This is a genomic window from Roseburia sp. OM02-15 (assembly GCF_003481835.1).
Taxonomy (GTDB): Bacteria; Bacillota; Clostridia; order Lachnospirales; family Lachnospiraceae; genus Eubacterium_I; species Eubacterium_I ramulus_A.
The window spans coordinates 120,277-143,876 of sequence record NZ_QULX01000003.1; the positions used below are offsets into that span (position 1 = coordinate 120,277).

The 23,600-nt window shown below is 42.4% G+C and carries 19 protein-coding genes, 1 tRNA gene and 2 pseudogenes; 8 read left to right on the forward strand and 14 right to left on the reverse strand.

Translation table 11 applies throughout. The annotated features are described in order from the left end of the window. Nucleotides 1-24 precede the first annotated feature (24 nt). Complete coding sequence (locus DXB15_RS04025; protein WP_109216968.1) at nucleotides 25-696, reverse strand: epoxyqueuosine reductase QueH; 672 nt, start codon at nucleotides 694-696, stop codon at nucleotides 25-27. Between the two features lie 461 nt (nucleotides 697-1,157). Here DXB15_RS04025 and DXB15_RS17840 point away from each other — a divergent pair. Both DXB15_RS17840 and DXB15_RS04035 read left to right on the forward strand, forming a co-directional pair. Beyond that, nucleotides 1,158-1,614 (forward strand): annotated as a pseudogene (locus DXB15_RS17840) (ATP-binding cassette domain-containing protein); the annotation flags it as partial. Between the two features lie 252 nt (nucleotides 1,615-1,866). Continuing rightward, complete coding sequence (locus tag DXB15_RS04035; RefSeq protein ID WP_109216990.1) at nucleotides 1,867-2,664, forward strand: ABC transporter permease; 798 nt, start codon at nucleotides 1,867-1,869, stop codon at nucleotides 2,662-2,664. 126 nt (nucleotides 2,665-2,790) lie between these two features. Here the strand turns inward: DXB15_RS04035 and DXB15_RS04040 are convergent, their stop codons facing one another. The 6 genes from DXB15_RS04040 to DXB15_RS04065 all read right to left on the reverse strand — a co-directional run bounded on the left by DXB15_RS04040 (nucleotide 2,791) and on the right by DXB15_RS04065 (nucleotide 6,539). Beyond that, complete coding sequence (locus DXB15_RS04040; protein WP_118702135.1) at nucleotides 2,791-3,876, reverse strand: hypothetical protein; 1,086 nt, start codon at nucleotides 3,874-3,876, stop codon at nucleotides 2,791-2,793. Next, a complete protein-coding gene (locus DXB15_RS04045; RefSeq protein WP_118702136.1) occupies nucleotides 3,860-4,366 on the reverse strand; it encodes an RNA polymerase sigma factor in 507 nt (168 codons plus the stop codon). The genes DXB15_RS04040 and DXB15_RS04045 overlap by 17 nt, the downstream gene beginning before the upstream one ends. Before the next feature lie 147 nt (nucleotides 4,367-4,513). Further along, nucleotides 4,514-5,440 carry an acyltransferase domain-containing protein gene (locus DXB15_RS04050; RefSeq protein ID WP_118702137.1) on the reverse strand — a complete coding sequence of 309 codons (927 nt, stop codon included), beginning with the start codon at nucleotides 5,438-5,440 and terminating at the stop codon, nucleotides 4,514-4,516. After that, nucleotides 5,412-5,864: a phosphate-starvation-inducible PsiE family protein gene (locus tag DXB15_RS04055; protein WP_109214284.1), complete on the reverse strand. Its 453-nt coding sequence runs from the start codon at nucleotides 5,862-5,864 to the stop codon at nucleotides 5,412-5,414. The genes DXB15_RS04050 and DXB15_RS04055 overlap by 29 nt, the downstream gene beginning before the upstream one ends. Before the next feature lie 14 nt (nucleotides 5,865-5,878). Then, on the reverse strand, nucleotides 5,879-6,322 hold the full coding sequence (locus DXB15_RS04060; RefSeq protein WP_118702138.1) for a VOC family protein: 444 nt from the start codon (nucleotides 6,320-6,322) through the stop codon (nucleotides 5,879-5,881). Nucleotides 6,323-6,466: 144 nt separating this feature from the next. Further along, nucleotides 6,467-6,539, reverse strand: a tRNA-Thr gene (locus DXB15_RS04065). A gap of 333 nt (nucleotides 6,540-6,872) precedes the next feature. Between DXB15_RS04065 and DXB15_RS04070 the strand changes: the two genes are divergently transcribed. After that, nucleotides 6,873-7,772 carry a DUF5688 family protein gene (locus tag DXB15_RS04070; RefSeq protein WP_256385904.1) on the forward strand — a complete coding sequence of 300 codons (900 nt, stop codon included), beginning with the start codon at nucleotides 6,873-6,875 and terminating at the stop codon, nucleotides 7,770-7,772. A gap of 654 nt (nucleotides 7,773-8,426) precedes the next feature. On the opposite strand, the pseudogene glgA reads toward DXB15_RS04070, so the two are convergent. After that, a pseudogene (glgA, locus tag DXB15_RS04075) lies at nucleotides 8,427-9,860 on the reverse strand (glycogen synthase GlgA); the annotation flags it as partial. A gap of 105 nt (nucleotides 9,861-9,965) precedes the next feature. Beyond that, complete coding sequence (gene spo0A / locus DXB15_RS04080; protein WP_109214288.1) at nucleotides 9,966-10,757, reverse strand: sporulation transcription factor Spo0A; 792 nt, start codon at nucleotides 10,755-10,757, stop codon at nucleotides 9,966-9,968. A gap of 260 nt (nucleotides 10,758-11,017) precedes the next feature. On the opposite strand from spo0A, the gene DXB15_RS04085 reads away from it, so the two are divergent. The 4 genes from DXB15_RS04085 (at nucleotide 11,018) to DXB15_RS04100 (ending at nucleotide 15,596) form a co-directional block, all read left to right on the forward strand. Continuing rightward, entirely contained in the window at nucleotides 11,018-13,456 is a 2,439-nt protein-coding gene (locus DXB15_RS04085) for a heavy metal translocating P-type ATPase (protein WP_243115596.1), read from the forward strand. 103 nt (nucleotides 13,457-13,559) lie between these two features. After that, nucleotides 13,560-13,868, forward strand: coding sequence for an ArsR/SmtB family transcription factor (locus DXB15_RS04090; protein ID WP_109214289.1), 309 nt, complete (start codon nucleotides 13,560-13,562; stop codon nucleotides 13,866-13,868). 70 nt (nucleotides 13,869-13,938) lie between these two features. Beyond that, on the forward strand, nucleotides 13,939-14,880 hold the full coding sequence (locus DXB15_RS04095; protein WP_109214290.1) for a DMT family transporter: 942 nt from the start codon (nucleotides 13,939-13,941) through the stop codon (nucleotides 14,878-14,880). A gap of 140 nt (nucleotides 14,881-15,020) precedes the next feature. Then, nucleotides 15,021-15,596 carry a sugar O-acetyltransferase gene (locus DXB15_RS04100; protein ID WP_330427460.1) on the forward strand — a complete coding sequence of 192 codons (576 nt, stop codon included), beginning with the start codon at nucleotides 15,021-15,023 and terminating at the stop codon, nucleotides 15,594-15,596. A 236-nt stretch (nucleotides 15,597-15,832) separates the two neighbouring features. On the opposite strand, the gene DXB15_RS04105 is transcribed toward DXB15_RS04100, so the two are convergent. From DXB15_RS04105 to selD, 3 genes are all read right to left on the reverse strand, one after another. Then, nucleotides 15,833-16,750, reverse strand: a complete 918-nt coding sequence (locus DXB15_RS04105) for an AEC family transporter (RefSeq protein WP_109214291.1) — start codon at nucleotides 16,748-16,750, stop codon at nucleotides 15,833-15,835. An 89-nt stretch (nucleotides 16,751-16,839) separates the two neighbouring features. Continuing rightward, on the reverse strand, nucleotides 16,840-17,463 hold the full coding sequence (gene yedF, locus DXB15_RS04110; protein ID WP_109214292.1) for a sulfurtransferase-like selenium metabolism protein YedF: 624 nt from the start codon (nucleotides 17,461-17,463) through the stop codon (nucleotides 16,840-16,842). Between the two features lie 150 nt (nucleotides 17,464-17,613). Next, a complete protein-coding gene (gene selD, locus DXB15_RS04115) occupies nucleotides 17,614-18,642 on the reverse strand; it encodes a selenide, water dikinase SelD (RefSeq protein WP_109214293.1) in 1,029 nt (342 codons plus the stop codon). A 275-nt stretch (nucleotides 18,643-18,917) separates the two neighbouring features. On the opposite strand from selD, the gene DXB15_RS04120 reads away from it, so the two are divergent. Continuing rightward, nucleotides 18,918-20,279: an MATE family efflux transporter gene (locus DXB15_RS04120; RefSeq protein ID WP_118702140.1), complete on the forward strand. Its 1,362-nt coding sequence runs from the start codon at nucleotides 18,918-18,920 to the stop codon at nucleotides 20,277-20,279. A 225-nt stretch (nucleotides 20,280-20,504) separates the two neighbouring features. Here DXB15_RS04120 and spoIVB read toward each other — a convergent pair whose 3' ends face one another. Continuing rightward, nucleotides 20,505-21,734, reverse strand: coding sequence for a SpoIVB peptidase (spoIVB, locus tag DXB15_RS04125; protein WP_118702141.1), 1,230 nt, complete (start codon nucleotides 21,732-21,734; stop codon nucleotides 20,505-20,507). Between the two features lie 189 nt (nucleotides 21,735-21,923). Next, on the reverse strand, nucleotides 21,924-23,600 hold the full coding sequence (recN, locus tag DXB15_RS04130; RefSeq protein ID WP_109214296.1) for a DNA repair protein RecN: 1,677 nt from the start codon (nucleotides 23,598-23,600) through the stop codon (nucleotides 21,924-21,926).

Here is a 23,600-nt window from a genome sequence, read left to right on the forward strand (position 1 = left end):
TTCAGACTGAGATTTTGTGAAATATTATTTCGCTGCATGTTCAGCTTCTTCCTGTGCTTTTGCTCTTTTTTCCTGTTCCCGCTGCAGTTTGGAATACACGCAGCCACAGTAATCCTGCCGGTACAGACCATAGATTTCCGACAATTCCACGGATCGCTTATATCCGTTTTTCTTCTTAAAGTCAGAATTCAAAAAAACAGTCGTTCCATGACAGTATTCCGCTGCCGCCGCTTCTCCCGCCTCATTGAGCAGTGCTGCATTTTTCAACGGACTGATAGTCAGTGACGTGGTAAAATAATCGAATGCCTTTTCCTGTGCCAGCTTTGCAGTCTCTGACAGACGCAGCGCAAAACATTTTTCACAACGTGCACCGCCTTCTGGAACCTGCTCCAGACCTTTTACTTCTGCCACAAACCGCTCCGGTTCATAAGCACCCTCAATAAAGGACACCGGATATTTCACCGGAAGTTCCCGAATCAAGCGTTTTTCTTCTTCCACACGTTTGTGGTATTCTGCTGCCTCCGTAATATTCGGATTGTAGAAAAATACTGTGATGTGGAAATATTCTGCCAGATACTCCAGTACATAACTGCTGCAAGGTGCACAGCAGGCGTGTAATAACAGCGTTGGTACTTTTTGCTCTGTCTGCAGTTTTTGAATTTTCTTTTCCAGTTCTTTTTGGTAATTCTGCTTCATAACTTACTTATTTTATACGATTCGCGGCGGTTTTACAATAGCAACCACCGTTATTTTTACATACTCTATACTATATCCAGTTTATCTCAATCTTCGACTGAAAGAAACATTTTACGAAAATATACCATGATTCTGAGAATTTTTCACTAACTTGCACTGATCAGAATCACACATAAAGTCTCACATATTTGACTTGCATTATTTCAAGAATGCTCCGGCATTCTTGTTGCGAGGTGCGCGTCATGCAATTGCATGACATACTTCAACTGCGCACCTCTGTAATCCTGCCGGAGGCTATATCAGATGGGGGATTGGCTCCCACCACTGATACTAGCTTGTTTCTCACCACCTATAGAGGTGGGAGTCATCTCCCATCTGATATAGGCTCATTAAAACTGATAAGGAGGACTCTCATGCATTCGTTGTTTGAAATTCAACATCTGTCTTATGCATATCATACGATGCAGGGGGAAACCCCTGCTTTATCTGATATTACGTTTACCGTCAATTCCGGTGATTTTGTTGCCATCGTCGGTCCCAGCGGATGTGGCAAATCCACACTTTTAAATCTGCTGGCAGGCATGCTCACACCAGAATCCGGCACATTGCTTTTGAATGGTACGCCGCTGACCGCGGACAGCCGGCGCCACATCGGATATATGCTGCAGCAGGATTATCTGCTGGAATGGCGCAGCATCTGGAAAAATGTACTGCTTGGTCTGGAAATCCGCCATGAACTGACCGAAGAAAGCCGTGCTTATGCAAAGCAGCTTCTGAAACAATATGGTCTGGAAAAATTCTCCCAGTCGAAGCCAAGCCAGCTCTCCGGCGGTATGCGGCAACGCGCCGCTCTGGTTCGCACCCTTGTATTAAAACCGGAATTACTGCTTTTAGACGAACCGTTTTCCGCACTGGATTATCAGACACGCCTGTCAGTCAGCAACGATATTGGTTCCATTATCCGCAAGGAGAAAAAGACTGCCATTCTGGTCACACATGATCTGGCAGAAGCTGTCAGTATGGCGGATCGCGTCATCATCCTTACTGCCCGTCCCGGACGCATCCAAAGGATCGTATCTGTCGCATTTCCTACGGATCTGACACCGATGGAACGCCGGGATCATGATGATTTTAAAACCTATTTCAATCTTATCTGGAAGGAGCTGCACCATGAAACGTCCTGAAACCACGCAGGAAACCTTCCTGTATCAACAACAGCAATACAAACGAAAAATACACTTTTTACGCATTTTTATTTTTGTACTGTTTCTCGTTCTCTGGGAGCTGGCAGCAGATCTGTCCTGGATCAATGACTTTATTTTCAGTTCCCCGAAACGTCTTGTCACCTGTTTTATTCAAATGCTGATGGAAGGAACCATCTGGCAGCATGTCAGCATCACACTGTTGGAAACCATGATCAGTTTTGTACTGGTCATTCTTTTTACCATTCTGATTGCAGTTTTGCTCTGGGCAAAAAAATCGGTCTCCGATGTGTCGGAACCATATATGGTTGTGCTGAACAGTCTGCCAAAATCTGCCCTTGCACCACTGCTGATCGTATGGTTAGGTGGCAATTATAAAACCATCATCGTCACTGGAATGTCTGTAGCAATTTTTGGTTCGATTTTAAGTCTTTATCAGGGATTTTTAACCGTTGATCCCAATCAGATGAAACTGATTGAGACATTGGGCGGAAACCGGCAAGCTGTTTTAACAAAAGTCGTATTTCCGTCCAACATTCCAAATCTGTTTTCCATTATGAAAGTGGATATCGGACTTTGTCTGGTCGGTGTTGTCATCGGTGAATTTATCTCTTCCCGTCGCGGTTTGGGATATATGATCATTTATGGCAGTCAGATCATGAAACTGGACTGGGTAATTCTCGGGATTGTGATACTCTGTCTGATTGCTATGGGATTGTACCAGCTGATTGTGTGGTTGGAGAAATGGTATCTGAAGAAGATGTAGTTTAAACTATCTCAAAATCGCTATATTGGCAAACGTGAAAACGCTGTATCCAGATACTGTTCCGGATACAGCGTTTTACTGTCTTTTACTGTTCTTTACTGTTGTGCCGGACTAACTGTCAGTTTTTTATTTCATGATTTCCTGTCCATCAAGTGTCACCGAAACAATGTCATCAACATTGATAAAATCCGGGAATCTCATCAACCAGTCGCTCTGATTATTATCATTATCTATCATAATAGATCCACTAAAGATTTTTGTGACGCCCTCTTCTTCTGCATAGTATGCCTGTTCTTCTTTCTCCATGGTATGCTCCCCGTCTTTCATCCATGCAGAATCTGGCTTCTGATAACGATAGATCATGCCGTCTTTCATGGTAACCTCCACTTTTGAAAATGGAAGCGGTTCCAAAGAATCTGTTGACACATCATCTGTAGCATCCGTGTTCCAGCAAATTTTCAGATAGCCGCCAGTAATCTGAACCGTATCACATGCCGTATTTTTTTCTACATTCAGATCAACCACTTTGATATCTCCGGTTGGCTCCAGTTTAAATGTACCAAGCACGCCTGTCTTATTATTTCCACGAATCACCAGCTGATCGGATGCATTTTTTCTTCCATTCATATCAGTAATAATCGCATAATAATGGAACGTGTGACCGTTTTCTATCATAATCGCATCATTCCCTGTATTGGCAGAAGAACCAGAATCAACACCAAAATCTCCTACTATCATTGATCTTAAAATTTCATCATCTGTATCTTCACCTTTTGCTCTGTAAACATCCATTTCGTCCTTAGTATAAAAATCAGAACCATCGATTGTAGAAAACGTCACATTCGATATGATAATGCCTTTTTCCTTATCATAAAGATAAGAATCCAATATAATCCGTACATTTCCATCCGTCAAGCTCTGATCACTATCTACAAAACCATCTGCGACCTGATAAACGGCTTCCACAGAAGCATGCTGAAACATCATTGCAAAAAAGTGAATTGGATCTGTTCCTGTCTGTGCATAACAGATTCCGGTTCCTGCTCCTCCTGCCAACACCAGACAAATGATAGCCGCTGCCACCTGTGACGTAATTTTTTTCTTTCTACGCAATCGTTTAACCTTTGCATTTGATAATAATTCCATACCGATACGATCATCTAATGTGATATTTGAAAATGCTTTCTCATAGGATTCATGATTCAGTTTCATAGGATACTCCTTTCTCTGTCAGCGATCTGCGGATTTTCTCTCTTCCGCGCTGAAGCTGTGTCTGTACGGCAGATTCCTTTCTCTGAAGAATCTCTGCGATTTCCCGCACAGAATATTCTTCATAATAATACAGGTGGATCGGTAACCGGTATTTTTCCGGAAGCGCCAGCACCGCCTGACGAAGCAGTTCATATTCCGGTTCTTCGGAAACTTTTTCCGGCGTCATATAATCCTCATACTGTACACGCTCTTTATTCCATTTCAGCTTCAACACATTTTTACATGCATTGATCGTTACCCGGATAAACCATGCTTTTTCATGATATTCGTCCGAAAAATCCGGCGCTTTCTGCATAAATTTTTCAAATACATCCTGAAAAACATCCTCTGCCTGCGTCACGCTTTTGCAATACGAATATGCCAGCTTGAAAACAGTGTCCTTATACTTCTGGTAACATTCCAGTACACGATTCTCATTTATTTCTTTCATCTGCACTCCCCACTTACTTCTGTTTATCTGTTTGTTCCAGAGATATCTCTTTCACTAATAAAACAATCGCGCACACTGAAATATCACAAAAACTGGAAAAGCTGGCGAAAAATTCACCAGCTATCACAATATCCTATTTTGGATATATCACATTTCCTTTTCATATCGATACACGCCCCATGATTGCCCTGCCATATGACCACTCAGCAGCCATTTTTTATATGCCCGCTCCAATCCGGTATTCTCTGGCAGATTTTCAAAATCATTCTGCTCCGCGCCATAATAAATCCGCCACAGATCATTATTGTTTTCTCTGGTACGATACACGTCATAATCTGACAAAAATCTGCGAATGTTGGACTGTTCCGGTAAAATTTCTTTATTTGCCGGGAACAATAACCATGATTCACATACAAACACCAACGGATGCTCCATAAATTCTGTACGATAAAACTCAGCAGCTTTTTCATAGGATTTTTGAACTTCTGTGTAATCCAATTTTCCACAAGATGGAATGTGCACATTTATCACCGGACTGTCTTTATGTAATATCAGACCATCTTTCTCATACTCGTCATCAAATTTAATCAATTCAAATTGAAGCCTTCCCAGTGCAAAACGTTTTAACTGGAACCACCATGGAAACCAATGCATCACAAACGTTCCCCAAATGTCATACATTTGATGACACTCCAACAACTTCCAGTGCATATCTGCCATAGAATCATGAAAAATCTCCCTGCTGATTCCCCGCTTCTGATAAAGTTCCCATGTTCGTCTGCTGATTCCGATCATAAATAATAAATCAAAAGTATATTTCGAAATACCTTCTTCTCCATCAAAATCTTCTAATATTTTCTGAAGTAACACATAATCCAAATCAGGATTTTCCCAGTATTTTTGTTCCCATTCAGTAAACACATGATACAAATGTTCATTTTTGATAATCAATTCTAATGAATTTGAAAGTAATTCTACCGCTTCCGCTGGGAATTCATGTTCTTTTGAGAATGCTATTAAATTTTCCTGCCAATCGTGACAGATTTCAGTTTTGTCTGTTTTGTAATTGTTCATTATACCCTCTTACTCTTTCAGACTCATCCTCCGAAACCGTTTTCAACTTCTCTTTTTTCGGTTCTTTCAGGAATTTTTTAATTGCAAAAATAATCGCCATACCGACAATGGTCAGCAGATTTTCCACCGAGCTTGTTTCAAGTACCACCATATGACGGACAATGACAAACATTACAACTTCCAGAACGGTATCCACATCCGGTTTGCAAAGCATCTTGAAAAACTCAATACCGATCAGAACGTTTAACACATATCCTAAAAAATCCAAAAAAGCATGTGCAGATTCGCGGTTCTGCACAAATTCCATAAACGGTTTCCACAGGGAAATAACCGCCACGATTACTGCAATAATAATGATAATATTGACTGCCAGCTCCAGAAGCTCACTTGCCCGGTCAATCATTCTTCTGATTTTTGATCCCATAGTTTCACGCATCCTTACTGCTGATTTTTATGCTGATTAAATACCACGTCACCGGATTCCTCAAAAATCTCGATCAGGTTTCCTGTATTGTCACGGATAAACACGCCATAGGTGTCATCTACTTCCGCTACCATAGCGATCTCCACGCTCATCGCTTCCAGTTCTTCCTTCGCTTTTCTTCCGTCCGGAACACCAAAAGACATATGTTTGTTTCCGTGTGTCATCAGATCTCTGTTCGGTACTCTGCGGTCCTCTGGCAATGGATTTGCTCCAGGAGCCTCAAATACCTCCAGCAAAAATCCTACACCCTGTAAATGCGCTACTTTGATTCCTGCTCCCGGAATTTCAGATCGATTGACTACGGTAAATCCAAATACGTCTGAATACCACTGAATCGTCTCCTCAATATCTGCAACACTGATCGCACAGTGATTGATTCCATTAATTTTTACTGCCATTTTTTGCTTCCTCCCTCTTTATAAATCCCTGTCCTGCATCACTTACTGTTTTCAGTATATAGAAAAACACAAGTCCGCGCAAGTACCATTCATACCGGAATCTATCAAACAAAAAATCCCGGTTGAAAAACCGGGATTTTCACAAGCTTCGAAAGGGACTCGAACCCTCGACCCACGCATTACGAATGCGTTGCTCTACCAACTGAGCCATCGAAGCATGCACAAAGAATTATATTAGATTTTCAATTTCATTGCAAGCCTTTTTTCATATTTTTATAAACTTTTTGAGAATTTTTTTGAGAAATTCTGTTCTTCTGTCACACTTCATGCCATTTCGAATTTTTTCTAATTTTTCAAAAAATCCCATTTTTGTACAAATGTGCCAATCGACTTTTTCCCGTAGTTACGCAGTTTCTGCCATTTTAGGGAATTTTTAACGGTCTGTGGACACCCTGTATTTTGGCAGATATGCCATCTTGCCTTTTAGAAAAAGCTGTGTTATCTTTAGCCCACAGTAAACATCTGATCGTCTTTTCTTTTTCAACTTAATATGCAATATAACACTTTTCAGACAGTCATCATGGAGCGTTTGGAGCACGATATTCCCGATCCAAAACGCATCTCGATCCAGCAGGTTTCCAAAAATAATGGCATTGTCCTTGACGGACTTACGATTATGGAAAACGACTGTAATATTTCACCGACACTTTATCTGAATTATTACTATGATTCTTATAACCACGGCATCAGTTTTAATGATGTTTATCAGTCCCTGCTCAGCGATTATCACCGACATAAGCCTTCCCAAAAGATTGATCCGTCTTTTTTCACGGATTTTGACAATATCCGGGACAAAATTGCCATGAAGCTGATCCATTATGAGCGAAACAAAGAACTTTTGGAAAAGGTTCCTCATATCCGTTTTCTGGATTTGGCAATTGTATTTTATTGTCTGATCTCCATGGATTTTACGACCGGCAATGCAACAATCCTGATCCATCATTCCCATTTAAAGAACTGGAATATCACAACGACAGAATTGTTTCAGATCGCCAAAGACAATACTCAGAAGATTTTGCCGGAAAAACTGTATGATATGAATGATGTCATTTATGAATTATCCGGACGGCTCACGCATCCTGATCCAACCGTGTCCAGACCATCTCCCTATCCAATGTTCGTACTCACAAACGAAACGAACCTGTTTGGTGCTACATGTCTGCTCTACAAAGATCTGTTAAAGCATTTTTCTGAAGAATCACAGACTGATTTCTATATTCTCCCAAGCAGTATCCATGAGGTCATTCTTGTTCCGACGCTGGAGAATGACTGCTACGGAGAACTGTCTGATATGGTGCGCGAAGTGAATGATTCTCAACTTATGGACGATGAAATTCTCTCCACACATGCTTACTACTACTCCCGCCGCAAGAACGAAATAACGATGTAATCTATGATCCATCTTTCCATTTTATAACATCATAGTTGTAAGTGGATTTTCCAACTCACATAATCATAATATACACAATCCGGCGGAACAGGAAAATTCAAGAATCCATTAACATTCTTGTTGCAGGATACGCCTCATGCAACGCATGACATATTTTTCTGCGTATTTTTATAAGCTTTCATTTCCTGACTCCGCCGAATGTGTAAAAAATTCATTTACAGCAGAATATTGCAAAAATTACTTTTTGCTGGTTTTCTGCGTTGTTGTTTTCTTTGCAGATGATGTTGTTCCTGTTTTTGTTGTCTTTGCAGACTGTTTTTTTGATGCAGAAGTTTTCTTTTTGCCAGTCTGCTTTTCTGCTGCTTCTTTCTCAGCAGTTTTCAGTGTGGCTTCCTGCTCTGTCTCCTTTGAAGCAGCTTTCTGTGCAACTTTTTTCTCTCCCTCTTTTGATGCAGCTTTCTGTGCAGCTTCTTTCTCTGCCTCTTTTAATGCAGCTTCCTCTTCTGCTTTTTTGAGTGCAGCTTCACGCTCTGCCAGTTCAGCTTCCATCATTAATTTTACACGAAGTTCTGCCTCCAGACGTTTCTGCTCACGTTCTTCATACTCCTGCTGCCATTTGTGATCGCGCTGACGGTCTTCTTCACTCCGTTTATAAAGTCCCTCATAGATTTCAGCATACTTGCTTGCAGAAGCACTCCAGGAATAATCCATTGCCATGCCACGCTTGATGATTTCTTCCCACTCTTTTGGATAACCAAAATAGATTTTTGCGGCATAACGGATCATATACAGCATTTCATGTGCATTATAATTATGGAAACTGAATCCATTTCCGGTATGTTCAAACTCATTATATGCCTCTACGGTATCTTTCAGACCGCCGGTTTCACGAACCATCGGTACTGTTCCGTAACGCATGCTCATCAGCTGACTGAGTCCGCACGGTTCAAACAGTGACGGCATCAGAAATGCATCGCAACCTGCATAAATACGGTGTGCAAAATCTTCTGAATAGCAGATATTTGCAGAAACCCGTCCCGGATATTTCTGTGCAAAATAGCGGAACATATCTTCATATCGCTGCTCTCCGGTTCCAAGTACTATGATCTGGATACGCTCGTCCCCAAGGATCTCATCCATCATGTAATCCACCAGATCAAAGCCCTTCTGATCTGTCAGACGTGAAACCATTCCGATCAGGAATTTATCATTTGTCTGCTCCAGACCGACCTCTTTTTGCAGCGCAAGTTTGTTTGCTTTCTTATAAGAAGTAACATTTCCTTTGTAATGCTGTGCGATCGCCGGATCTGTCTTCGGATCAAAAACTTTGTAATCCAGTCCGTTTACAATACCAGAGAGTACAAAAGATTTTGCCCGCATCAGTCCATCCAGTCCCTCGCCGCCTTCGGTAGACTGAATCTCCTTGGCATAAGTCTCACTGACGGTTGTAATATAATCAGAATACACAACACCGCCTTTTAACAGATTGGCATTTCCATAACTTTCCAGCTTGTCCATGGTAAAGTAAGAACTGTCCAGTCCGGTCACATCGCGGATGGCATCCACATACCAGCGTCCCTGAAACTTCATATTATGAATGGTGTATACTGTACGCATGTAGCGGTAAAACTCATTCTGTCGAAACTGTGCCTCTAAAAATACCGGGATCAGACCGGTCTGCCAGTCGTGACAATGAATAATATCCGGCTGGAAACCGATTTCCGGCAGGATCGTCAGTACTGCCTTGGAAAAATATCCGAATTTCTCCGCATCCTGATAAATCTGACCGTATGGTGCAGGTCCTGCAAAATAATACTCATTATCAATAAAATAAAAAGTAACGCCGTCCTCCTGCAGTTCATACACACCCGCATACTGTGTACGCCAGTTTAACTGAACCTGACATTCTGTAACAAGTTTCATTTTTTCGGTATACTTCGTGTCCATACACATGTATTTTGGAACCACGACACGCACATCATACTCTTTCTTTGGAAAATATTTTGGCAAAGATCCTACGACATCAGCAAGACCGCCGGTTTTGATAAACGGTACCGCCTCTGATGATGCAAATAATATTTTTTTCATCCTGTTCCCCCAATCCTCATTGTAGGTCATATTTTAAAAACATTATAGCACACTTACCGGACCTCACCAACCAATTTTATCGGTTTTTCCCGTTTCCGTCTCTTTTTAACTGTTTTCCAGACGAATTTTGTCAGCGATCAATGCAATAAACTCTGAATTTGTCGGTTTTCCTTTGCCATTGTTGATCGTATATCCAAACAGCGCATCAATGGTATCCATTTTTCCACGGCTCCAGGACACTTCAATGGCGTGTCGAATCGCACGCTCCACTCTGCTGGCTGTGGTCTGATATTTCTTAGCGATTGTTGGATACAAAATCTTTGTAATGGAATTTAACATTTCGATATCATTTACAGACATAATGATCGCGTCGCGTAAATACTGATATCCTTTTATATGTGCTGGAATGCCGATCTCATGAATCATATCCGTAACCAGGCTTTCCAGATTTCGTTTCATCAGTTGTTCCTGACTTTCATAAGGAACTGCTTTTCGTATCTGAAAACTTTTCCGCTTCTCACGATGTTTGATCATTTTTATTCTGTTTACGACCACATCTTTCGCGAAAGGTTTCATTATGTAGTAAGATGCTCCCATCTGAAACGCATCTTCTGTGATACCCTCTTTTCCGATCGCGCTTATCATGATAAACTCAGGGCTCTTTTTGATGGTTTTATCTCTTTTGATCTTGTCCATAACAGCAAGCCCGTCCATTTCTGGCATAATGATATCCAATAATACCACATCCGGCTGTTTTGTTTTTATCATCTGATATGCTTCTTCTCCATTCCGCGCAGTTCCAACCACTCGCAATTCTTCATCCTGTGCCACAATATCTGACAGCAGACTTACAATCAGTTCATTATCATCTGCAATTCCGACATTTAGCTTTTCCATACTTACCTCCTAATGATATTTTTTGCGAACAAATACATTATAAAGATTAGATACGACATTTTTTTGTCGAGAATTGTCAATACAAGACAGATTCCAAATCATCTTATATAATATAATTATATATGTTACTATAGGAATAATTTCTTTGCAATTTTTACATTGTATAAATCCATTTCACTATTGACAAGTAGTAGTTCATATGATTTAATACTCATATGAATAAATAATCACATGTTCAACAATAATTTAGGGAGGTTCTTATGAAAGATACATTACATGACGATATGAATGAACTCGAAAATACTGCATCTGTTCATGAGCATGAGGATGACTGTGATTGCGGTTGCTGCGAACACGAACACGATCATGAAGAACACGAACATCATCATGAGCATGAGGAGCATGAGCACCATCATCATCACCATGAACACCATCATCACCACCATCACGATGACGATCATTGTGACTGTGACTGCTGTGACGATGACGATGATGACTGCGATTGCGGCTGTCATGACCATGATCACCATCACCACCATGAAGAAGTACATCATGTGGAGCGTGTTCATACCGGAAACAGCAAAATCTACATCCTGCAGAATCTTGGCTGCGCGCACTGTGCCGCTAAAATGGAGGAAAAAATTAACAATCTTCCGGGTGTAACTGCTGCTACCATTACTTATACAACCAAACAGTTACGTCTTTCAGCAAAAGATCCGGACAATTTTTTACCGGAAGTTCAGAAAATCTGCGCTTCTATTGAATCAGAAGTAAAAGTTGTTGCCCGTGATGAACTGGAAAAAGCGAAAAAACAGGCTTCTGCCGAAAGTCATTCCCATGAGGAAGAAGGCGATGACAAAAAAGAACTTGGCTGCATTATTTCAGGTGCGATTCTTTTTGCCATCGGTGTTATTTTAAACCACACTATTGACAACACATTAGCTACCTTTATTGTTTTTGCGATTGCATATGTAATCCTTGGTGGAGAAATTCTGGTAAAAGCTGCAAAAAACATTTCCCACGGTCAGGTATTTGACGAAAACTTCCTGATGGGTGTTGCAACACTTGCTGCTTTTGCAATCCGCGATTTCCCGGAGGCAGTTGGTGTTATGCTCTTCTATCGTATCGGTGAATTTTTTGAGGATAAAGCTGTTGAGCGCAGCCGTGGACAAATCATGGATGCCGTTGATATGCGTCCGGAAGTTGTAAACCTTGTATCCGGCAATGACACAACTGTCATTCCTGCCGAAGATGCAAACGTTGGTGATATCCTGCTGATCCGTCCAGGTGACAGAATCCCGTTGGACGGTGTCGTCATTGAAGGAGAAAGCCGTCTGGATACCTCTCCGATCACCGGTGAGCCGGTTCCGGTTGGTGTATCTGCTGGTGATGAGATCACTTCCGGTTGTGTCAATACTTCCGGTCAGTTAAAAATGCGTGTAGAAAAACCGTTATCTGAGTCTATGGTTTCCCGTATTCTGGAATCTATGGAGAACGCTGCCGCAAGCAAACCGAAACTTGACCGTTTTATTACCAGATTTGCAAAAGTATACACTCCTTGCGTCGTTATTGCCGCTGTACTTGTTGCCGTAATCCCGTCCCTAGTAAGTGGAAACTGGAATTACTGGATTTACACCGCAATTTCCTTCTTAGTAATGAGTTGTCCTTGTGCTCTGGTATTAAGTGTACCGCTGGCATTCTTCTCCGGTATCGGCGCCGGTTCCAAAAAAGGCATCCTGTTCAAAGGTGGTCTTTCTATGGAATCCTTAAGCAAACTTGGCGCTGTTGTTATGGATAAAACAGGAACCATCACAGAAGGTAACTTTAAATTACAGAAAACCGTATCTGTCGGCGATCTGTCTGAAGATGAACTGCTTGCACTCTGTGCCGGATGCGAACATTATTCCACACATCCGATCGCAGTCAGCATTGTAACCGCTGCCAAAGAAAAAGGACTCAACATCGAAGAACCTGCAAAACTTTCTGAGATCGCAGGACACGGAATTGTTGCAAAAAACAGTCATGGCACTGTTTTATGCGGTAATCATAAATTAATGGCTAAATATCAGATTGCTATGCCGGATCTTTCCGATGCATCTTACGGTGCAGAAGTATTTATGGCAGTAAACGGTGTATTCGCCGGATATATGGTTATTTCCGATACGATCAAATCTGATGCTGTTTCCGCTATCGGTCAGTTGAAAAAACTCGGTCTGCACTCCGTAATGCTGACAGGAGATTCCCAGTCCGGTGCAGATGCAGTTGCTGCTGCTACCGGAATTGACGAAGTACATGCGAAACTTCTTCCGGAAGGAAAATTAAACGAACTTGGAAAAATCCGCAGCAAATATGGTTCCGTTATGTTTGTCGGTGATGGTATCAATGATGCTCCGGTTCTGGCAGGTGCCGATGTCGGAGCAGCAATGGGAAGTGGTGCTGACGCTGCCATCGAAGCAGCAGATGTCGTATTTATGACTTCATCTACGGAAGCAATTCCACAGTCCATCCTGATCTCCCGTGCAACCAACCGGATCGCAATCCAGAACGTTGTATTTGCACTGGTTATCAAGATTGCCGTTATGATCCTTGGTCTGACCGGACATGCAAACATGTGGATGGCAGTTTTCGCGGACACTGGTGTTGCTATGATCTGTGTACTGAACTCCATCCGTGCACTTTACATCAAGATTAAATCCTGATCATTACCGGATAAAATTACGGAATAAAATTTGACTTGTTTTTCATTTTCCGTTAGAATAAGAACAGTATGTTAAAATAATTTCAATTTGGAGGGAAGAAATAATGGGTATATCAAATATGGATGATTCCAGCAATGATGAAACGTTATATCAGCTTGCTGATCTGTTTAAAGTGTTTGGAGATCCAACCAGAATACGCATTCTGGCAATTCTCTCCAAGCAGGAATTATGTGTGCAGGACATTGCAGATTCGCTGTCCATGACACAGAGTGCGATTTCTCATCAGCTGCGGATTCTCAAGCAGTCCGCACTGGTAAAATTTCGCCGGGATGGAAAAACCATCTACTACTCTCTTGCCGATGATCATGTCGCAACGATCATGGCACAGGGACTGGAACATGTATGCGAATAAGTGTTATCCTGTAATGCATACAAAATATACGAAGTATGACAAAAACTGAAAATGAAGGGATTATGAGATTATGAAACCATTACAAAAACGTAATTCTCTCCTGCTGGTACTTGCAGCATTTATCTGGGGAATTGCTTTTGTCGCACAGAGCGAAGGTGGAAAATCAATCGGTCCTTATACATTCAACGGCATCCGCTTTCTGCTGGGTGCCGCTGTCTTATGTCCGGTGATTTTTCTTATGAATAAAAAAAATGCAACAAGTTCAAATGAGGCAAAACCGGCAAACCGCCACGCCCTGCTGATGGGAGGACTCTCCTGTGGATTTATTCTCGGTATCGCAAGTACACTGCAACAGCTGGCACTGTTTTACGGTTCCACTGCCGGAAAAGCGGGTTTTCTGACCACCTGCTATATCATTATCGTACCGTTACTCGGACTGTTTCTCGGGAAAAAATGTGGATGGAATATCTGGATTGGAACAGTTCTTACACTGATCGGACTGTATCTTTTATGTATGAATGGCTCTTTTACGTTAGAATTTCCAGATCTGCTCCTGCTGCTTTGTGCACTTGGTTTTTCCTTACATATCCTCTGTGTGGATCATTTTTCCCCGATGGTGGATGGAATCAAACTATCCTGCACACAGTTTCTGGTGGCAGGTATTGTTTCCCTGATCCCGGCATTTTTCGTGGATCTGCAGCATTCCTTTGCAAATGTTCCGGCGATGCTGGCACAATTTGCAGAACCGACGGCACTGATCGCACTTTTGTATACCGGTATTCTCTCCTCCGGAGTTGCCTATACCCTGCAGGTCATTGGTCAGAAAGGTCTGAACCCGACGGTTGCTTCTCTGCTGATGAGTCTGGAATCAGTATTTTCCGTTCTGGGCGGTTGGGTACTCCTGCATGAGCACTTAAGTGGAAGGGAATTACTTGGCTGCCTGTTGATTTTTGTTGCTGTCGTACTGGCTCAGATTCCGGTACAGTCACTTCGAAAACGCCGTGCAGACTAATGTTTTTCACATTACGGAATGTACTTGAATACGCAAATATGTCGTAAACAGATTTGAAATTTCTGCATGACAACGTTTTTTTTACATCAGAAAAACAATTTAAATACTATAACGCAAAATTTATAAAAAGGAGTCTTATCATGGAAATGAAAAAAGATAACCGTACAGAATTTGAAAAAATGGAAGCCGGTGAAATGTTCTGGAACAGTGACGAAAAGATCGGTGAACTGAAGAAACATGCCCGTCGGCTGGCAGACCGCTTTAATGTTACCACAGAGGATGAATCGGAGCTTCGTCTTTCTATTTTAAAAGAATTATTTGGTGACTGCGATGATGATATTTTTATCAAACCGCCTTTCCACTGTGACTACGGATTTCATATCCATGTCGGCAAGAACTTTTTTGCAAATTTCCAGTGTGTAATGCTGGATGCGGCTCCGATCACCATCGGCGATAACTGTCTGATGGGTCCACAGACCTGTCTGTATACCGTCAACCACCCGATGGATTCCAAGACCAGAGTTGCCAACTATGTCTATGGAAAACCGATCACCATCGGTGACAATGTTTGGTTTGGCGGAAACTGTGTCGTTCTTCCGGGTGTCACCATCGGTAATAACGTGGTTGTAGGTGCTGGCTCTGTTGTGACAAAGGATGTTCCGGACAACGCGGTTGTTGTTGGAAATCCGGCAAAGATTATCCGCTATACAGAATAACAATAACATTATAAAATAACATTTCGTATTTCAGGAGTTAAGATACACTATGTTCTTATCAGAGATTATTACAGATCTTTGTTAGCTTACGATTTACCAAAAACTAATACCTTTGTACAAAAAATCCCGTCTGTTCTGGAAATGAGCAAATTTTTATAGCTGCTCACTCTTCCAATCAGACGGGATTTCTTTATTTTTCTTTTTATTTCATGTTCACTTCTATGATCATACCCATTTTATAACCATACAAAATTTGCAAATCCAATGATCAGCGGTACTGCAAGAATCGACAACAACGTACTAAAGCAGATATTCTTCACTGCTTCGGTGTAATCCATACCATTTAACTGTGCAAAAATCGCCACATTGGTTCCAATCGGTGCGGATGCAGAGATCAGAATTGCCAGACGTACATCCTGAAAACTGGACGGGAACAGCGATAATACCGCAATCGTCAGCATCGGGATTACTACCAGACGAACAACCGTTGCCACATATACGATTTTTGTGGTAAAAAGCTCTGTCAGTTTTGTCTGTGCCAGATATACACCAAGTACGATCATGGCAACCGGCGCGTTCAGCACTGCAATTGAGCTGACTGCTGTCGTTGCGATCGGTGGAACCTGCACCGGAATTAAAAACAGGATAATTCCGATAACAACCGCAATAACGATCGGATTTGTCACAATTTTCTTCGGAGAAACGACACTTTTATCTCCGGTGATGATCATAACACCATACGTCCACTGTAATACAGTCAATAACGCAACAAAGATCGCGATATAAAAAACGGCTTCTTCTCCAAGTGCCATCTGTGTCAGCGGAATTCCGATAAAACCGGCATTGGAAAACGCTGCACAGAAGTTTTCCATCGGATGTTTTTTTCCAAAAATCAGTTTTGCAACCAGCATGGATAATGCCAGTGCTACGACTGCTATCACAAAAGATTTTCCAAGACCAACCAGCTTGTCGTAATCAAATTCTATCATAAACGGCTTGATGATCGCCATCGGCAAAATCACGTACAGTAACAGTGTTGCCAGTTCCTTACTTCCCTGCTTTGTGATCATCTTCTTTTTATAAAGAGTGAATCCAATCATCATATAGATGAACATCAGGAAAATCTGTTTAAAAAGTATCTGCATAATTTCCATAACAACTAATCCTCCCATTTCACAATGTTTTCAGTATAGCAGTTATGGAAACATTTGAACAGTAATTACTTTCGCGATACTAACTGTTTTTATGGTTTTACGATCAGATCTGCCTGTGTCATCTTCTCAGCGATCACATACATATTTGTGACTTCACCGACTTTCAATTTATCTGTTAAACCATAATGGTTCAGGCAAGTACCACAGGTAAGGATCTCCACGCCCTGTGCTTCTAAAGATTTCAGATCTTCCAGTGACGGAGATTCCTCACAGGAAATTTTGGCGCCGCCATTGTACATCAAAATAGTAGTCGGAAGTTCTTCCTGCTGGCTTAATGCATAGATAAATCCCTTCATTAAAATAGCACCCAGTTCATCATCTCCGTTTCCCATAGTAGATGATGATAATACAACTACGGTATTTTTCTTTCGTGCATCCGGATAGCAAACCGTTTTTTCCTCTGCTTCTTCTGTTGCCTGTGATGCTTCTCCGTCCACAGAAATTGTCATAATAACTTCATACTGACCTTCTCCCAGTTTCTGAGATCTGACACCATAGCCTTTCTGGTTTGCCATCTTGGTCAGATTCTGAACTGCGATCTCATTGTCTACCAGTGTCTGTACTTCTCCGCTGCCACCTAACTCTTTGATGGCATTTTTTGTTTTTACTACCGGGATCGGGCAGGTATCGCCCATTGCATCTACTTTGATCATTTCATTTTCCTCCTGATTTTCTTAAGCCTTTTTCTTTGACTCATTTTTCATAGGTTATTCTACACTATCTTTTCTTCTTTGTTTCACATATTTTCTATTCTGAGTTACAATTTTTCATTATTTTTCAGCTTCTGTTATTACAGGATACCCCTACATCGTCACAGTAATCTCTGTCTCGCTTTTTTCAAGCACTTCACCGACAATTGCCGCGGACAGACCTGCTTCCTGCAATTCCTGCTGCAGCGCCTCTGCCTGTTCACGGGAAACAGACACCAACAAGCCACCGGAAGTCTGCGGATCATATAAGACTTCTTCCATGGCAAACGGCACATTGACAAATTTCACATGTTCCTGAACATGATTTCGGTTCCGCTGTCCCGCTGCTGTCAGCAAAAATTCATCCGCATAGTCTAATGCTTCCGGAAATACCGGAACAGCACTTCCATCGATCCGGCAGCTTAATCTGCCATCCATCATCTCATGCAGATGTCCCAAAAAGCTGAATCCTGTGACATCTGTGCAGGCATGAATGTCATACTTCCGGCAGATCAGAGACGCATATTTATTTAAGGTTGTCATAGATTCGATTGCCGCTGCCATTGCATCTTCGGATGCCTCCTGTACACGATTAGCAGTACAGATGATGCCGACACCAAGTTTTTTGGTCAGGATCAGCTTATCTCCCGGATTGCCGCCGTTATTCGGATAAATCTTATCCGGATGCACCACTCCGGTTACAGACAGACCGTATTTCACATCCGTATCATTGATGGAATGTCCTCCTGCCAGCGTTCCACCGGCTTCGATCACTTTCTCAGAACCGCCGCGCATGATCTCTCCTAAAATATTCAGATCCATCTGTTCCGGGAAACAGACGATATTTAACGCCGTTTTTACTTCGCCGCCCATGGCATAAATGTCACTGAGGGCATTTGTCGCCGCAATTTTTCCAAAAGTATACGGATCTTCCACCATCGGCGGAAAAAAATCCAGGGTCTGTACAATCGCAATGTCATCACTGACTTTATAAACTGCCGCGTCATCCTTGCTGTCATATCCGATCAGAAGGTTCGGATCTTCCGGTCCCTTCGGCAGTCGCTCCAGCACCCGGCTTAAAATGCCCGCACCAAGCTTTGCCGTGCAGCCTCCACCCCGGCAAAACGTAATTTTTTCTCCCATATTACCATCCACTCCTTATCATAATTTCCGGATTTTGTTCCATAAAACAGTTGTTATGTTTATTATAACAAACATCCCCATTTTTGCACAAAAGTTTTTTCCTATCAATGCAAATTCTATATTGAAATTCTCAATAAATGCGATATAATAGGGGGCGGAATTTTTTAAGATTGCAAGAATACACTGATTTTTTCATAACATATATCTTGTAAAAAAGTATCATAGACATTTGGAAATTTACGACATACTATTTACTATATTAAGGAGATTTTGACATGCAATTAGATATGACAAAAGGACGACCACTCCCGGTCATTCTGAAATTTACCATTCCGCTGATCATTGGAAATGTGTTTCAGCAGCTTTACAACATGGTAGATACTATTATTGTTGGACGTTATGTCGGTGCCGATGCACTGGCTGCCGTTGGCTCTACCGGAACGATCATGTTCCTGCTCACCGGCTTTTCCCAGGGAATTACCGCCGGTTTTTCCATATTGATCTCGCAGCGATATGGTGCCAAAGACGAAAACGGTGTCAAACGTGCGGTTGCAAACGGCATATTTTTATCCATATTCTTTACGTTGCTGCTGACTTTTTCCTGCCTGTTTCTGATGAAGCTGCTGCTGACGGTTATGAACACGCCGAAAAATATTTTTGATGATGCTTATTCCTATATTATGATCATTACTGCCGGCATTGTGGCAAATATTTTTTACAACCTGCTGTCTGCGTATCTGCGGGCAGTCGGGAACAGTAAAGTACCGCTGTTTTTTCTGGTATTTTCTGCCTGCTTAAATGTTATTTTGGATCTGTTTTTCATCATCCGGCTCCATATGGGCGTGTCCGGTGCTGCATGGGCAACCAACTTAGCTCAGGCTATTTCTGCGTTACTTTGTGCAATCTACATCTGGTGTAAGATCCCGGATCTGAAGCCACAGCGTAACCAGTGGAAATTATCACGTATTGATACGAAAAATCAGCTGGCAGCAGGCATTCCGATGGCATTACAGTTTGCCATCACATCTTCCGGAACCATGATCATGCAGTCTGCCATCAACCTGTTTGGTTCCACAGCAGTTGCTGCTTTTACCGCTACCGGAAAACTGCAAAGTCTGCTGATGCAGGGAATGATCGCCATGGGACAGACCATGGCGACCTACAGTGGTCAAAACTTTGGCTACGGCGATATCAAACGAATCAAAGCAGGTGTAAAAACCGCACTCTGGATCGCGCTGATCTATGCCGTTGCAGTCGCTGCACTGATGTGTTCCCTGTTAAAACCATCCCTGCACCTGTTTTTCTCCGGTGATGTGGATATGGCAACAATGCTTCCGTGGGCGCAGACTTATGCGTACATGTGTTCTATGTTCTTTATTCCGCTGAGCACGATTTTCATTTTCCGCAATACCATGCAGGGCTGCGGTTACGGTTTTCTGCCGATGATGGGCGGTGTGGCAGAATTATTTGCACGACTGGTGGTTTCTGTCGCTGCCATGAAGATTTTAAATTTCCGTCTGGCATGTTTTGGTGATCCTGCCGCATGGATCGCTGCTGCCGTGTTCACCGGTGTTTCCTATCTGTTCGTTATGCGCAACATTGAGCGAAAACGAAACGGCAATATCGCTGCCAGCTAAAAATTTTACTACATATTGTCATCCCGCAAAGGGGAGTCTCAACTCAGACTGAGATGATCAGAAGTACACTTCCAAAGTTGATACATAGGCTTTGGAGTGGAAACTGATTTGTCACTTTTCGCACGCATTCCCCCTCTTCTATCTCATTCTGCCTTTTTTATTTTGCTTTCTCTTTTTTACCTTTGTGTTATTCATAAATTATTATATGGCTTTTTATTTCGTACCTTATTCACTGCTCCCCTGTTCCAGCATCGTTTCTATAAAAATGCCATACCCTTTCGTCGGATTATCGACAAAAACATGTGTCACTGCTCCGATCACTTTTCCATTTTGCAAAATCGGCGCACCGCTCATGCCCTGAATGATACCTCCGGTTTCCTCAATCAGCGCATCATCCGTCACCTGAAAGGCAATGCCTTTATTGGATTCCTGTGGATTCAGATCCACGTCTGTGATCGTGATATCATAAAGCTGGCGCGTATCTTCTAAGGTTACCAGAATCTGTGCCGGACCGGTTTCGATTTCTTGTTTGAATCCAATCTCCATGGCAGACGCTTCCTGCAAAACATCCGGCAAGCCTTCTAATCGACCGAAAATTCCATTTTTTGTATTTTTTGTAATTTCTCCAATCTCGTTGGCATGATTATAGTAAATCTGTCCCACCAGCTCTCCGGGAGAACCTTTCTCTCCGCGAATGATACTGAGAATCTGCGCCTGATAGGCGGTAGCTGACTGCATACTGACCAGATGCTCCACGTCAACATCCGTGATTCCATGCCCTAATGCACCGAATCTCCCTGCAGCCTCCACATAAGTCAGCGTCCCGATTCCTGCCAGATCATCCCTCACCCAGATACCAAGCTGATAATTTCCCGTATCATTTAATGCCGGACGCAGTTCACACTCCAGTGATTCGCCATCCCGCATTACAGAAAGGCACAAGACTTCCCCACCACTTTCTGCTACCGCCTGCTGCAATTCTTCTTTCTCCGATACCGTCGTTCCATTCACTGCCGTAATGTAATCACCCGATTTCAAAATATGCGCCGCCGGACTTTCCACTGTTATGCCATTTTGCACAATATCGCTGATATCCACCACCAGAACACCATCCGTGTGGATATAAATTCCAAACGGTGTCCCACAGGGAATCACCTGTGCTTCTTTTACAATGTGCACCGTCACGCACTTTACCGGAATAATCCCGAATAATCGGCAGGAAACCTCATAACTGCTGCCGTTTATGTTTCCGGAAGAAGTTATCGTACCGTCCGTAGTTTCAAGCTTCGTTGTCACCGGCAAACCTTCTGCCAGCGCCACTTCTTCCCCCTGTAAAATGGATATGGTATCCGGAATGGCATCCACCAGCCACAAATATGCCGAACAGATCAGTATCACACAGAAAAACAGGAAGCTTTTTCTTCTGTATTTTTGATATTTTTTTAGCACCTGCATGTCAACCCCCCATCTTTCTAAAGGAATTTTCTCTTATGTCCGAAATATTTAAAAATCAATTTTTTCTTGCTATGTTATCCATCACCTTTTCTTTTTCTCGCAATTATTACACGCATTCAAAAAAAGATACCCTTTTACAGGTATCTTTCTGTTTTTATTATATGAATTTTAAATGATTTCACACAGGTATTATCTTACCGCATCTGCCATTTCTTTCATCTCTTTCGCATTGGTCAACACCGCATCCGTAATCTTCACGCCGCCAAGCATTCGGGCAAGTTCCTGAATACTTTCCTCGCGGTCCAGACTTCGGATATTGGAAATGGTAACATCTGCACTGGAAGTTTTTTCAATTAAAAAATGATGATCTGCCATGGCAGCGATCTGTGGTAAATGGGTAATACAGATGATCTGATGATTCTTTCCGGTAAGCTTGATCTTCTCCGCTACCATCTGTGCCGTTCTGCCGCTGATTCCACTGTCAATTTCATCAAAGATCAGTGTCTCGATCTCATCATTTTCTGCCAGAACCGTCTTTAATGCCAACATGATTCGGGATAACTCACCACCGGAAGCAACGGCGTCCAGAGGCTTCAATGGTTCTCCCGGATTCGTGGAGATCATAAACCGTGTCTCATCCCATCCATTTGCGGTATAATGATCCAGTCTGCCAAATTCCATCTCAAACTGTACATCCAGGAAATTCAGATCCAGCAATGCCTGTCTGGTCTGGTCTGACAGCTCTTTTGCATATTTTTTTCGAATATCCGTTACTGTCTCACAGCAATGCTGTAATGTAGCTTCGCTGTTTCTTAATGTTCCCTCTAATTCGCTCCGATATTCTTCATAATGCTGTAATTGATCCAGTTTTTCCTCTTTTGTCTGCTTTTCCTGCAAAATACGTTCTATCGTTTTTCCATATTTTGCCTTTAAATGATTAATAAGATTCAGACGTTCTTCCACGCTCTGAAATGCTTCCTCGGAAAAATCCAGTTCCGACACATATCCTGCCAGATCTCGGTTAAAATCACTGAACAGACTTTCAATTTCTTCCAGCTGTTCTGAAAAAGCCGCAAAAGATTCGTCAAACTGAGAAACTGCGTGCAGTGCACGTACAGCACGTCCGATCTGATCTGCCGCATTATCGCTGCCTTCGGAACAAAGTTCCTGACATTCTGCCGCCGATTCCATGATCTTTCGTCCGTGGGACATCCGCCGGTAATCTTCTTCCAGCTCCTCATCCTCCCCGATTCGAAGATCTGCATTTTCGATTTCTTCTATCTCATACTGCAAAAAGGAAATCTCTCTTGCCTGCTGCTCCGCATCCAGAGAGGCTTCCTCCAGTTTTTTCCGAATCTCGGTATAATGTTCATATTCTTTTGTCAGTTCTGCTTTTGGTGCTTCCAGCTCCCGTTTTGCATAGGCATCCAGATACTTCATATGATTTCGCTTTGCCAGCAGTGATTCATGCTCATGCTGTCCGTGAATATCAATGAGCAGTGATGCCACTTTTCGCATCAGTGCCTGAGAAACCGTTTCTGAATTGATCCGGCAGACGCTGCGTCCGCTGGCATAGATTTTTCGGCTCATGATGATCTCGCCATCTTCCGGATATACCTCAAGCTCACGCAATGCCGCTTCCTGTACCTTATGCTCCACAGAAAAAATCAGCTCCACCAGCGCAAATTCTGCATTTTCCCGCAGCATGGACTTGGAGACCTTTCCACCCAGTGCCAGATTCACGGAACCGATAATAATGGATTTACCGGCTCCGGTCTCACCAGATAAAATATTGAGTCCCGATCCAAAGGTCACCTCTGATTCTTCGATCAGTGCAAGATTTTTCACATGCAGGTTTAATAACAT

What these genes read in the sequence shown, in the direction of transcription:
- DXB15_RS04085 (WP_243115596.1), top strand. Translation starts at nt 11,018, where the DNA reads ATGAAAGATACATTACATGACGATATGAATGAACTCGAAAATACTGCA.
- selD (WP_109214293.1), bottom strand. Translation starts at nt 18,642, where the DNA reads ATGGGAGAAAAAATTACGTTTTGCCGGGGTGGAGGCTGCACGGCAAAG.
- spoIVB (WP_118702141.1), bottom strand. Translation starts at nt 21,734, where the DNA reads ATGCAGGTGCTAAAAAAATATCAAAAATACAGAAGAAAAAGCTTCCTG.
- DXB15_RS04120 (WP_118702140.1), top strand. Translation starts at nt 18,918, where the DNA reads ATGCAATTAGATATGACAAAAGGACGACCACTCCCGGTCATTCTGAAA.
- yedF (WP_109214292.1), bottom strand. Translation starts at nt 17,463, where the DNA reads ATGATCAAAGTAGATGCAATGGGCGATACCTGCCCGATCCCGGTAGTA.
- DXB15_RS04070 (WP_256385904.1), top strand. Translation starts at nt 6,873, where the DNA reads ATGCAATATAACACTTTTCAGACAGTCATCATGGAGCGTTTGGAGCAC.
- DXB15_RS04025 (WP_109216968.1), bottom strand. Translation starts at nt 696, where the DNA reads ATGAAGCAGAATTACCAAAAAGAACTGGAAAAGAAAATTCAAAAACTG.
- DXB15_RS04090 (WP_109214289.1), top strand. Translation starts at nt 13,560, where the DNA reads ATGGGTATATCAAATATGGATGATTCCAGCAATGATGAAACGTTATAT.
- DXB15_RS04045 (WP_118702136.1), bottom strand. Translation starts at nt 4,366, where the DNA reads ATGAAAGAAATAAATGAGAATCGTGTACTGGAATGTTACCAGAAGTAT.
- DXB15_RS04060 (WP_118702138.1), bottom strand. Translation starts at nt 6,322, where the DNA reads ATGGCAGTAAAAATTAATGGAATCAATCACTGTGCGATCAGTGTTGCA.
- DXB15_RS04050 (WP_118702137.1), bottom strand. Translation starts at nt 5,440, where the DNA reads ATGAACAATTACAAAACAGACAAAACTGAAATCTGTCACGATTGGCAG.
- DXB15_RS04040 (WP_118702135.1), bottom strand. Translation starts at nt 3,876, where the DNA reads ATGAAACTGAATCATGAATCCTATGAGAAAGCATTTTCAAATATCACA.
- spo0A (WP_109214288.1), bottom strand. Translation starts at nt 10,757, where the DNA reads ATGGAAAAGCTAAATGTCGGAATTGCAGATGATAATGAACTGATTGTA.
- DXB15_RS04035 (WP_109216990.1), top strand. Translation starts at nt 1,867, where the DNA reads ATGAAACGTCCTGAAACCACGCAGGAAACCTTCCTGTATCAACAACAG.
- DXB15_RS04055 (WP_109214284.1), bottom strand. Translation starts at nt 5,864, where the DNA reads ATGGGATCAAAAATCAGAAGAATGATTGACCGGGCAAGTGAGCTTCTG.
- DXB15_RS04100 (WP_330427460.1), top strand. Translation starts at nt 15,021, where the DNA reads ATGGAAATGAAAAAAGATAACCGTACAGAATTTGAAAAAATGGAAGCC.
- DXB15_RS04095 (WP_109214290.1), top strand. Translation starts at nt 13,939, where the DNA reads ATGAAACCATTACAAAAACGTAATTCTCTCCTGCTGGTACTTGCAGCA.
- DXB15_RS04105 (WP_109214291.1), bottom strand. Translation starts at nt 16,750, where the DNA reads ATGGAAATTATGCAGATACTTTTTAAACAGATTTTCCTGATGTTCATC.
- recN (WP_109214296.1), bottom strand. Translation starts at nt 23,600, where the DNA reads ATGTTATTAAACCTGCATGTGAAAAATCTTGCACTGATCGAAGAATCA.